This is a genomic window from Paenibacillus kribbensis (assembly GCF_001705305.1).
GTDB lineage: Bacteria > Bacillota > Bacilli > Paenibacillales > Paenibacillaceae > Paenibacillus > Paenibacillus kribbensis_B.
Genome location: NZ_MCBP01000002.1, coordinates 435,131 through 447,510, shown reverse-complemented (window position 1 = coordinate 447,510; position 12,380 = coordinate 435,131). Strand labels below are relative to the sequence as shown.

Sequence of the window (12,380 nt, the reverse complement as noted above, 5' to 3'; positions counted from 1 at the left end):
TCATCCTAAAATTTTTGTAAGCTCTGGCGCATCCGGTTTGAGTCCCTGGATGACGGCTGTTTTATATGGAAGTGAAGCGAGAGCATCTCCAAAGCCGATCACGCCGCAGATAGAGCCATTTTGTATGAACATACGTGTATAAGAAACTTGATTTTCACGGGTCAGGCTGGTGTCACAGACTTGTTCGTCTACCAGACCTATGGAAAACAAGGGGCATTCATAGCTGTTGGACAGGGTAACAGGGATGGGACGCTGATAGCTGACGGATGCACCCGCCATATTAGCTCCTGCTATTTTCCCTTGCTCTATAGCACTTTCCCATAATCCATCCACTCTATTCTGAAACTCGGCTACATCACCTGCTGCATATATATTGGCGAAGCTGGTCTCCATCTGTTCGTTCACCAAGATGCCGTGTCCAATATCAAGGCCGGTTTGGCGAGCAAGCTCAGTATTAGGTACGATTCCGATAGAATACACGACATGCTCGCAGGGAATAACAGAGCCGTCCTGCAGTTCTACACCTTCTACGTGATCTGTGCCTGTAATACGCTTTACGCCTTGTCCAAGGCTTACCTTTGTGCCCTGTTCGGTAATCCGACGGCTCAAAATAGAAGCGGCCTTCTCATCCAGCTGGCGGGGCATAAGCCGATGCGAGGCTTCCAGAATGGTTACAGCATATCCGGCTTGCTGGAAGGACCAGGCGGTTTCTACACCCTGAATACCACCGCCGATGATGCATATCCGGTCTTCCTTCCGTAATTCCGTTTTAAGTCTGTCTGCATCTTGTCGAAACCGTATATTGTGAACATTCCTTAGTGAAGCTCCGTCCAGCAAAAGCTTACGGTTGTGGGCCCCTGTACACAGCAGAAGCTTGTCATAAGCAACGGTTTGTCCGCTTATTGTTTCGATGGTGCAGTCCTCTGCGTGTATCGCGGTGACCTTGATGCCGGAATAAACGTTAATCCGTTGAGTGGCAAACCATTTCTCCTTTTTGATCAGGATTTTGTCGCTGTGCAGGTCAGTGAATAGTCCCTTGGAAAGTTTGACTCTGTTATACGGAAGGGATGCTTCTTCCCCGTAAATAGAAATTTCGGCCAGCTCATCATGATCTCTAATCGCTTTCGCCGCGTTGACGGCGGCAACGCTGCCTCCGATAATAACGTAATGTTGGTTCCCCATGCAGTATCTCTCCTATTCGCTATAAGCTGTCTTTGTTCAAATGACGCTAAGCAGCAGATCTGAGACAAATTCAGCGGCGTTTTTAATTTTTTTCACTTTTTCATCTTCTGTAGGAGAGAAGCGAACGCGTACCGGGAATTCCACATGCGTCATACCGGTTGACTTGATGACATCCGAAGTGCTTTGAACCTTCATATTGGTACCGTTCAAGTAATCCTGTACAACTTCAATGGCTTCTCCGCTCCATCCGTAAGAACCAAAGGCAGCAGCCAGCTTGCCTTCCAGATTCATCTTTTGCATTTTTTGCAGCAGGTCTTCCAGTTTGCCCGTCATGTCTGCATATTTGGTAGAGCTACCGACGAAAACAGCATCCGCTGAGGCAATACTATTCAAAATCTCCGTTTCATCTGCCTTATCTACGTCCCATAGCTCCACCTTGATTTGGTTCTCCAAAAAGCAGTCTTTCAGGATGTTTGCCATTTTTTTAGTATTATTTTTTAAGGTGGCATAAACAATCGCTACTTTTTTATCCTCCTTGGTTTCGGTGCTCATAGATGCGTACAAATCAATAAATTTGGCAATATCATGCCGGATCGCGAAGCCGTGGGAAGGGGCAATCATCTCAATATCCAGGTCAGAAACAGCTTCGATTAATGTACGCACATATCTGCGATGCGGATGAATAATAGCCTGATAGTATCCGACGAAGTCTTCGGTGATATCAAAACCGGCCTCATCGGCAAATAAATGCTCTACAGCCACGTGTGTGCTGAAAATATCGCAAGGGAACAAGATTTTATCTTCCACGCAATACGTAATCATGGTTTCTTCCGTATGGAGGTAAGGTGTTTCCTTGAACAGCAGTGTCTTGCCTCCAATATCCAGTTGATCCCCGTCCTTGATTACGAGGAAGTTGCGGTGCTGAAGCTTGTACATTTGCTGAATTTCCGGAACGGCAATCTCAGTGCAGACAATTGTAGCGTTCGTTGCTTTGGAAGCAAGCGCCGCCAATCCGCCTGAATGATCCGGTTCCGTGTGATTGACGATAATATATTGAATGTCCAACGGATCGATCAATTCGGCCACAGCCTCTGCAAATTCTCTACCGAACGCCATATCTACGGTATCTACAATGGTTGGCTTTCCAGTTTTCAGTAGATATGCATTATATGTTGTACCCTTTGATAGTAGAAGACGATGAAAGGGAACCTCACGATTATCAATTTTTCCTACCCAATAAATATCCTTTGCCAGTTGGAATCCTGGTTTCATAGGAACAACCTCCTGCTTGTTTTTGTTTGTCTAGCACAATTCGATTCTAGTTGGATGTAACGATGAAAAAGTTGATTGAAATCAAATTTTTGAATATTTAAAAGTATTTTTGACTTAAATTTAGTTTAGTGATTGCAATCACAAAGCGAGCGAAATATTTCAATACAATAAGGTCATATCGATTGAAAAGCTTGAGAGCAGCATGTCAGGTGTCTCAATCCATCTTAAGCAAATCTAATTTCAAACAGGAGCGTGAACCAATATGAAAAAATCAAATCTCATTCAATTTCAGGAATATAAAGAAGCTGCGTTTACCAAACGAATTGTGCATAAGGAAGCCGACAATGTAATTTTTATTCTCAACTTTACTCCTAATGCCGAGCTGCCAACACATAATCACCCAGGAGCGAATGTATATTTGCTTGTTCTTGAAGGCAACGGTACTGTAACTGTGAATGGTGAAGAAACGGAAGTTGTCCAAGGGGATATAATTCATGTTACAGGAGATGAATCCTTTTCCTATCGTGGTGGTGCAGATGCGAATTCCAGCCTGCATGTGGTGTTGACCAAAACGCCAAGTGAAAGCTATGCGCAGAACATATAAAAGAGGGCACATTACCATCGCTATATAAATCAAAAAATAAAAAAGGTTAATTTTTTTTACGCTCATATTGATAATGAATATCATTCTCGAATTTTAAGAAAAGGTGTTGATGGCGGATGCAGACAGTAGATTACAAACAGGTGCCAGGACACTGGGTATTGGCAAGTCTCGGTAAGCGCGTGCTTAGGCCCGGAGGGTTAAAAACGACACGTTGGATGATCGAAGGACTTGACGTAACCGGACAGGATGAGGTTATTGAGTTTGCTCCCGGATTGGGCATAACTGCCCAAATCACACTGCGGCTTAATCCCCGCCGTTATATTGCGATTGAACAGAATGAGAAGGCGGCTTCTATCGTAAAAACGTATGCAAGCGGAGCAAATCGGGAAGTAATTATTGCCGATGCTGAACAGGTTCCGTTGCCGGATGCCTCTGCGACGGTGGTATATGGGGAAGCCATGCTGACGATGCACACAAGGGCCAAGAAAGCACAGATTATTTCGGAAGCCAGGAGACTTTTGAAAACGGGCGGGAAGTATGCTATTCATGAGATGTGCTTAGCTTCAAATGATATTGAGCCTGAGCTCAGAAAGCAGATTTACAAGGATTTAGCTGTAGCCATGAGAGTTAATGCGACACCGTTAACGGTACTCGAATGGGAACAGCTGCTGAAAGAGGAAGGCTTTAAGGTTGTTAAAATCTATACGGTCCCCATGCACTTACTGCATCTGCCACGTATCATTCAGGATGAGGGCTGGTTGAGATTTGGAAAAATTGCCTTTAACCTTATGCGCAACCATGCTGCCCGGACAAGGGTTATGGGTATGCGCAAACAGTTTGTAAAGTACGCCGACCATCTGCAAGCGGTCAGTATCATCGCTGAGCGATAGCCTGAAGTTCTGAATAAGAGAATAATAAATCTTGTTACGCAAATAGCAAAAAAGGAGACGAAACCCCATTCAGGGATTCGTCTCCTTTTTGTAAATTTGTTGCTATGTCAGACTGAATTTATTTTTGAAGATTTAATTTTGGTTATAGATTCTGTACAGGAATACAGCAGCCTCGGCACGAGTGGTTGGTGCTTTAGGGGCTATTTTGCCGTCTGATCCTGTAATGAGCCCTTCCTGCACCAGTGCAGCCAAGCTTGCAGCAGCATAACCAGCAATATCTGCACGATCACTGAAGGAATCCAGTGCAGCCGTCGAGGTTGTGGCAGCCAGCTTGTTTGCCTTTTGCAGGGCCTTGTCGGTCATGACCATCATATCCTGCCTGGATACAAGTGTATTCGGATTAAATTTGTTGTCACCGGAACCGCCTGCGATGCCAAGCTTTTTGGCCATGCCTGCTGCTTCGTAGTAGTAGCTTCCTTGCTTAACATCGGCAAAGTTGCTGTCGAAGCTTGTGGTCAGTCCCAGCGTTTTCACCAGCAGCGTCAGATATTCCGCCCGAGTGATTTTGGCCGCAGGCGAGAATTTATTTTCCGTCGTACCGTTGATGACGCCTTTGGAGGACAGTACTTCAATTTGCTTCTTGGACCAAGCATGTTGGCCCAAATCCTGGAAGGATTTTTCCACATAGGCTATAGCATATTGGCTAAAATGATGCGTAGTAAAGCGAACGGCTCCAATGGATGCGTCATATTTTCCTGAGGTCACCGGAGTAGCATGACCTGCTGCATCTACATACTGGATGACAATATGCTCTGGATTTTGCAGTTCTGCTGCTGTAGGCACATAAGGAATAGCCACGGTTACAGCCGCATTGTTATTATTCCATGGCAATCGCTTGCCGTTGGCTTTGAGATTCAGTTCAATCACAGGACGGGTTCCGATATGAGAGCGCGCTTGTGCATCCAGCTTGCTGTTGCTGCCTGAACTTAATTCCAGCGTAATATGTTGCGCTCCTGCAGCTTCTGCCATCCCGAGCATGTTGCCTGGGAGGGTAACGACTGCCATCCCCGTCTTAATTTGAATAGCACGGGATGCATCCGCACTGGTTACAAAGCTTGTCGGTAGCGTCAGCTCATAGGACTTGGCTTGATTCGATTCAACGGTGACCTCTACCGTTTTCATTCCCTTGCCATCCGCTGGGGATGCAGCGAAGGCGTTGTTGAGGAAATCGGAATCCATTGTAATCGTTGCGAGTCCTGTGCTGCTGTTCAGCTTGGTACTAAATGATTCAATGGGACTGCCTTTGGCATCCAGCACGCGGACAGACGAGGCTGTGCTCGATGTCGCGGTTTTGGAGCTTCCACCGGTGCCGCCACTACTGCTGCTGGAATTATTACTGCTATTACTATTGTTGCTACTGTCGCTACTGTCGCTATTGCTATCGTTGTCACTGTCATCTTTACTGCTGCTTGTGTCGGAAATCTGGATCATCAATACAGCATCGTTGCCTTTATCAAATTGCACGGTTAACAGGAGATTGCCCTTCGATTGAGTTGCCAGATACTCTTTTTTGATCGTCAGAATATCGCCGTTAACAGTATAAGCCGTTGCTCCGATGGATGCTCCTGCTTGTTTGATATCGGTAATGGAGGAAGCATCGTTCCAGGTAATGGTCGTCTCTATATCTGTCTGATTGCTGGCTTTTTTGTCAAAGCTGGCTGTTTTCGGATTGATGCTCGCATCTACTTCTACAGGACTTTGGATGGCTCGGACCGTGAATACGGCCTTGTCTCCTAAGTCAAAGAGCAATTCAATGCTGACGGTATCGCCTTCTTTTAGGTTTAGGCCGGACACGAAGCCTTTTTTCAATGTCAGTGTATTTCCTTTTACGGTATAATCGTGGCCTTCGACCAGCGCATCCCTGTTATAGACCGCTTCTGTGACACTTCGGCTAGGACCTTGATTCACGCCATAGACCACTTTGGTTACGCTATGGGCTTCGTTCCAAGTAATTTCCGTGGTCACATCTGTTGGATGGCCGAGGTCAAAGTTGCGGGATGTTGGACTGATGGTAGCCGGATTGGCCGAAATGATCACTTCACCCGACGCCAGCACCTCTATTTGCCGGACACCGGTTTTGATTACACCCGTTTCATCCTTCGCATCTGCATAAACGATATACTTGCCGGCCTGTGGAGTTGCCCACTGATAGGTGTCGCCGGTTGAATACGTATCAAGCGTTACTGTCTCCTGACTGTCTTCATTCAGCGCCCGGAAAGAGTAGGTTTTGTTGCCGATTCCGCCGGTCGCCTCCGCGCTCAGGGCGATGATGCCTTCTGCCGCTTCATGCTTGGCTTTTAACTGCACGGATAATGGCGTATACACCTTAAACGGAATGGAATTGCTCTCCGCGTATGTTTCAGCCTCTGAACCCGGCCAGCCGTAAATGGTAAGGTCTTGTGTGTCGCCAAACACTCCCCAGCCAATGTCGGATACACCCTCACCCAAAATGACCGTTCTGAGGTTAGGAGAACCGGTAAAGGCAAACCCTCCAAGTGTAGTATTACTGTCCAAAATGGCGACTGACTTCAAATGATTGGAGAAAGCGAAGGCCCAGTCGTTAATTTTGGTCAGGTTACTTCCCAACACAAGTGTTTCGATGCCTGTATCGGACAGGGCGAAACTTCCGATTTCCGTCAAGCTGTCAGGCAGTTTAACGGATTTCAGATTTCTCGTACCGTTAAACGCAGACGTGCCGATGGTAAGCAGTCCCTCAGGGAATTGAATATCCGTCAGGAACTGTGCCCTTTGGAAGGCGTAATTACTGATATTTGTGACGGTCGCAGGAATCTGATAAGAAGCGTTCGGCTTGGCCGAAGGGTATAAAATCAGATTGGTTTTCCCTTTATCCAGCAGCACCCCATCTTCGCTGGCATAAGAAGCGTTGTCTGGGTCGACATTAACGCTCTTAATCATCAATGAGCTGGCAAAAGGATTACCGCCAATGGAGGTCACACCTTTCCCGATATTCACAATGGACAGCCGCTCGGAGTTGGACAGTACAAAGCTGCCCAAGGACTGTACTTGATCCGGAATCGTGATTTCCACCAGACTGCTGTTGTATTGGAAGGCATAGTCACCAATTTTTGTGACGCTTTTGCCAAGATCGATGCTTGTCAGTTTGAAATTATAGGCGAATGCATACGCACCCAGCTCTTCAACTCCGTCACCCAGCTTCACTTTTTCCAGTTTGTCGGAGTGCATAAACGCCGCCTTCCCGATTGTTTTGACGCTGTCTGGAATCGTCAGGGAAAGCAAGCTAACGCTGGAATCAAAAGCATGATTTCCAATGCTTTGCAGGCCATCCGAAAGCGTGATGGAGCTCAAGTTGGCAGAAACATGGAAGGCATAATCCTCGATTTTGGTCACGGTGCCAGGAACTGTATAGGTATCCCGACCGTGTCCGGCGGGATAGCGGATCAAGGTCGTTTTGTCCTTGTTGAACAACACCCCGTCCTGGCTTGAGAAGGCTGTATTGTCCGCGGACACTTCGATATTTTTTAAGCTTGAGCTGCCGGTGATGTCAAATGCCTGCTGTCCCAGTTGAGTTACGCTCTTCCCGATGGAGACATTGGCTAGCTTCGCACTTTCGGCAAATGCGAAGTCTCCCAGGGTGGTTACACTGTCCGGGATGACAACGGATGAGATTTGCGTTTCTGCAAAGCCTCTTGCTCCAATGGTGAGCAGCCCGCTGCCCAGTTGGACGGTAGCGATCCGGGTTCCCCAGAAGGCTTCATCCCCGATGGAAGTGACAGAGTCCGGAATTTCGATGGACCCGATCGCCGAGGAAGTGAAGGCTCCGCGGCCAATGACGGTCAGGCCGTCCGGCAGCTTGATTTCTTTCAGGCTGGTTGTAAGGGTGAACGCATGATCGCCAATTTCCGTTACACTCTCCGGAATATTAATGGAAACGAGATTACGGGTTTCCCGGAAGGTTCCTGCATTAATTCGGGTTAAACCATCCGGCAGGTGCAACGATTTGAGAGCTGTGTCACGGGCAAAGGCATTATCTCCGATGTCCTTTACTGTGCTCGGCAGCGTAATTTGTGCAAGCTTGGCGAGATCGGAAAAGCTGCTTTCCCCGATCACTTCCAGCCCCTCTGATAAAGTGATGACTTTAAGCTCCTTGTTATAGCTGAATGCCGCTCTGCCGATTTTTTTCACCGAGGCCGGAATTTTCACCGACAAAATATCCTCGCGGTAGGCAAATACCTCCTCTCCGATTTCGGTTACACTATCGGGAATGACAATGTGACCGCCGGGACCGTTATAGCTCGTCAGAACTCCATTCACAATAGTGAAATCAGTGTTCGAGACTCCCTCTACCGTGATTCGGCTGGTAGCGGATTTTCCGGAGGCCGTCGCCGTAATCGTTGCTGTACCGGCAGCTTTTGCCTTAACCAATCCGTTCTCATCTACAGTGGCAACCAACTCATTAGAGCTTGTCCAGTTGATTGGACCTGCAACTTCAGAGCTGGTAGTGGCTTTCAAGGGCTTGCTTGAGCCAACGGTCAGCTTCAACGCCGCACGGTTCAGCACGATGCCCTGACTGCCGATGGGTGTGACCGTAACCTGGCTGGAAGCCGATTTGCCATTGGAGGTGGCTGTAATGGTTGCCGTGCCGACACTCACACCCGTAACAGCTCCCTCTGTATCGACGGCAGCCACCGCCGGATCAGAGCTTGTCCAGGTAATCGCTTTGGATGTGGCATTTACCGGCGTAATCGTTGCCTTCAAATCCTCGGTTGTACCGACGATTAAGGAGAGAGCCTCCTTATCCAGTGTAATGCCTTCTGTTCCTACAGGCTCAAGAACAATACTTGCACTGCTGTAGTTGAACGCATAGTCAAACATGTCTACGGAGATTTTGTCTGTAGGAAGGCCGTTTTTCGTCAGCTTGTCCTTCAGATCAGTGATATCCATCGTTACTGTATTGACGGAGGTTCCGTCCGGCAGCTTTTCATCGGCATCCTTGATAGCCACCAGATTGGACAATGCACCGCCATTGCCTGTGGTTAATTGCAGCCCGCTGGTATAATGGTTATCCTTGATGGTCATCTTCAGATACGTTTTGTCATTTTCTTTATAAATGCTGTAATCGGCGAGCTTGGGGCCTGTTTTGTCATAGGCAAAATCAAAGGTCCAGGAATCGGTTCCCTGCCCGTTTGTACCTGCGACTACCCCGGTAATCTTGAAGGTATATATTCCTTCCGGTACTTCGTTATTATTCTTGTCCAGTCCGTCAAAGAAAGGCTGGTCGCCCAGAAGAGCCTCCGCCCAGCTGATTGCACCAGAGCTTGGATAGTAGATGGATTTCGGGACGTGTGAATAATTAAACTCTTTGACAATGTTTCCGGCCTGGTCGGTAAGGGTATACTTCAAGCTTTCTGCATTCCGCAGCATGCCTGTTGAGATACCTACAATTTTTGAGCTGTTCCCCAAGCTGTTCGGGGAAATTGCGAATTTCTCGGGCATGACTCCCCAGTTCAGATCCAGGGCAATGGCAACCTGGTTTTGGCCCAGAAGATATTGTACACCGGGAACCAAGTTATAAACTGTACTGCCTAGCATAGAGTAGCCTTCCTTGCCATACTCCGTACCATCGAAAATACGAGGTTGTCCCCAATCCCCATAGAATCCGACGAACGGAATGGAGAGGTTCACACCCTTTTCTGCATTCAGCATCACGAATCCGTCAATAAAGGTTCCGTTTTTTGTTGCTTGATCAAATTGTGCTTTGAGCGCATCCGACAATGTAATTTTCACAGTTACGCTCGCTGTCCCATGTGCAGGTACAGTTACTTTACCGTCCGTTGCACCGCTGTATTGTACCTGGATGCCCTTTTCGGCATAGTCTGTAGACTTCTGCGCAAAGAGGCTCTTGCCATCCTTCGTCACTATTTTTTCCGATAGAGCCGCTGTATTCAGGTCATAGGTCAACGCCTCATCCGACATGCTGTGAATATCAAAGGTGAAGGAATAAGTTCCTGCCTTGTTGTAGCCCAGCTCGGCTTTAGGTCGTTCATTGTCCTTAACCGTTACATAAGCTCCTGTCGTGACTGCTCCGTTCACATCGGCCAAGCCTGCGCCCTGCTTGCGCGGGGAGTAATATTGCTGATCCGCATCCTTGGCAGGGTGGGCGGTGTTCATCAGCAGGGTATGCACCAGCTTTTCCCGTTCAACCGCATCTGCAATATTCAATTTGCTGGTGACATATTGTTTTACTATAGCCTCGGCTCCGGCGATATGAGGAGAAGCCATAGATGTACCACTCATCGTCTCATATTGATTGCCGGGAACGGCAGAGTAGATATTTTCTCCGGGTGCAGTGATTTCCGGTTTCAGCTTCAAATCCGGTGACACGCCCCATGAAGAAAACTCCGACATCTTGTATCCATCTGGATTAGGCGCATTTGTTCTGAATTTTTCGTCCACCGTCAGCTTTTTATTAGCCAGGTTCAGCAGGAATTCTCCGTCTTCCTTTGTAATGGAAACGGCCGGAATGTAATAGGAGCTGATATCCATGTTGGCTTTGCCTGTTTCATTGTCGAAAATAACAGCTGCTACCGCGCCAGCCCCATAGGCAGCGCCGACCTTTTCCTGGAAGCTTATTTGACCGCCACGGGATATCAAGGCGATTTTCCCTTTTAAATCCCCTGCTTTCTGGATATCCTCTGTGCTTCCGTAACCAGCGTATACATAGTCGTATGTACCGTTCAACGCCTGTATTTTGGGATCAGCGGCACTGGAGGTATCGTTGAAAATAATTTTTCGATCGCCTGCGAGAATATAAGGGGCGTCCGAGATACCGCTATTCACCATGCTTGCCACGGATAAGGCAGCTTCATAAGTGGAAGGAGCGGCTATGATAGAACTGTCGGGCTCATTGGCAAACGGGAGGTTGGAGCCGGACTGGTTTTGATAAGCGGCGCTGTAGCTGTTGCCGGCAGCGACCACCAGGTTGATCCCGGCATTTTCAATTCTGCTGTACATGGCATCCTTGCTTGCCTCTCCAGCTGTAGAAAAGCCCGCATTGGAGCCAAGGCTCATATTGATGACATCTGCTCCCATTTTGACTGAATCGTCCAATGCAGCAATGATGTCAGCATCATTGGTATATCCGTTGATGTCATCAAACACCTTCATGATCATCAACTGGGCGTCAGGTGCAATCCCTTTTAATTTATCGCCATTGGCAGCTATAGTGCCTGCCACATGAGTGCCGTGGGCATTGTCAGAGCTGGCTGAGGGAATAACATTGGTGTCTTTGTCAGCATAGTCATAGGCGTAAGGCACCTTGTCATCCATGTAGACATCATCTACATTCACTTTGCCAGCAGACATATCGGTACTGTTTAGGATGTCACTAACCTTTTGACGGCTATGTTTTAGGGTCAATGAGGGAGGCATATGCGTGGAAAAGGCTTCATGCTTCCAATCCAGACCGGTGTCAATAACAGCCACCGTCATCCCTTTTCCTGTATAGCCGGCCGCAGCTGCCGCTGGAGTACCGATCATTCCCGAGCTGTTCGCCATGAGAGGCTCCATGGACTGCTTGGGCACGACCTTTTCGTAGGTACTGGCTACCCAGGCGTTTTTAACACCAGGCAATTGTCGAATTTCCTTCAACTGCTGGTAGTCTACTTTTACCGAAATCGCATTCATAACCATGTAATAATCGTAGATGACTTCTAATTTGGGGGCGGTCATCTTGCTTAATCCAAAAGTCTTTAAGGAAGATGAATCCTTAGTGGAGAGCGCGCGAATCTGGCTTTTTAACGATTCGTGCTGGGCTGTGAGGGTACGCTCACTGCTTTGCAGAGCATTCAGTCGATTACTGAAAGCTTTGCCGGAAGCACTGGAAATAAGCGGGGCACCTTGTAATTCCACAATTACGGTTACTTTACCCGAGGGCTCGTAGGTGGCTTGTGTTACGTTGGTTTCTCCTGATGCTTCATAGGTTGCCTCGGCAACGGATTTTCTGGCGATTCCGCTGTGCTTTAAGGTTCCTTTTTCCAGCTGTTCCTTAAAGGAAGGCCCGCCTGAGCTGGAGCTTGCTACTGCATCGGCTTTCTGCTCTGCGGTATCCAGTGAAAGCATAGTGCTATTCTCATCTGTCGCTGAAGCTGCAAATCCTGATCCTGCAGCAAGCAGGGTGTTGCTTATGAGTAAGACGATAAGAATGCCTGCAATCCATTTATTTTTCCAAACCTTCAACAATCTTGTTCCCTCCTGAAAATAGATTAGTATAGTAAAAAAGAGATCCGGCAGGATCACTGATGTGCATCACCATTCACCCCTAAATGATAATGATTATCGTTATCAATATACTTAATAATAATAGAAAGAGTCAATACAGTATTTTTAAAAAT

5 protein-coding genes are annotated in these 12,380 nt (G+C 47.5%); 2 read left to right on the top strand and 3 right to left on the bottom strand.

Annotation, left to right across the window (positions count from 1 at the left end; genetic code table 11):
* Complete coding sequence (locus BAZ21_RS05220) at positions 1-1,182, bottom strand: NAD(P)/FAD-dependent oxidoreductase (RefSeq protein WP_068497735.1); 1,182 nt, start codon at positions 1,180-1,182, stop codon at positions 1-3.
* Positions 1,183-1,218: 36 nt separating this feature from the next.
* Entirely contained in the window at positions 1,219-2,454 is a 1,236-nt protein-coding gene (locus BAZ21_RS05215; protein ID WP_068497732.1) for an FprA family A-type flavoprotein, read from the bottom strand.
* A gap of 262 nt (positions 2,455-2,716) precedes the next feature.
* On the opposite strand from BAZ21_RS05215, the gene BAZ21_RS05210 reads away from it, so the two are divergent.
* Together BAZ21_RS05210 and BAZ21_RS05205 are read left to right on the top strand one after the other, a co-directional pair.
* A complete protein-coding gene (locus BAZ21_RS05210) occupies positions 2,717-3,058 on the top strand; it encodes a cupin domain-containing protein (RefSeq protein WP_068497730.1) in 342 nt (113 codons plus the stop codon).
* Positions 3,059-3,174: 116 nt separating this feature from the next.
* Positions 3,175-3,948: a class I SAM-dependent methyltransferase gene (locus BAZ21_RS05205; protein WP_068497728.1), complete on the top strand. Its 774-nt coding sequence runs from the start codon at positions 3,175-3,177 to the stop codon at positions 3,946-3,948.
* Between the two features lie 132 nt (positions 3,949-4,080).
* On the opposite strand, the gene BAZ21_RS05200 is transcribed toward BAZ21_RS05205, so the two are convergent.
* A complete protein-coding gene (locus BAZ21_RS05200) occupies positions 4,081-12,228 on the bottom strand; it encodes a leucine-rich repeat protein (RefSeq protein ID WP_068497727.1) in 8,148 nt (2,715 codons plus the stop codon).
* Between the last annotated feature and the right edge of the window lie 152 nt (positions 12,229-12,380).

Excerpts from the sequence above, each read along its gene's own strand:
- BAZ21_RS05205 (WP_068497728.1), top strand. The coding sequence starts at position 3,175 with ATGCAGACAGTAGATTACAAACAGGTGCCAGGACACTGGGTATTGGCA.
- BAZ21_RS05220 (WP_068497735.1), bottom strand. The coding sequence starts at position 1,182 with ATGGGGAACCAACATTACGTTATTATCGGAGGCAGCGTTGCCGCCGTC.
- BAZ21_RS05215 (WP_068497732.1), bottom strand. The coding sequence starts at position 2,454 with ATGAAACCAGGATTCCAACTGGCAAAGGATATTTATTGGGTAGGAAAA.
- BAZ21_RS05210 (WP_068497730.1), top strand. The coding sequence starts at position 2,717 with ATGAAAAAATCAAATCTCATTCAATTTCAGGAATATAAAGAAGCTGCG.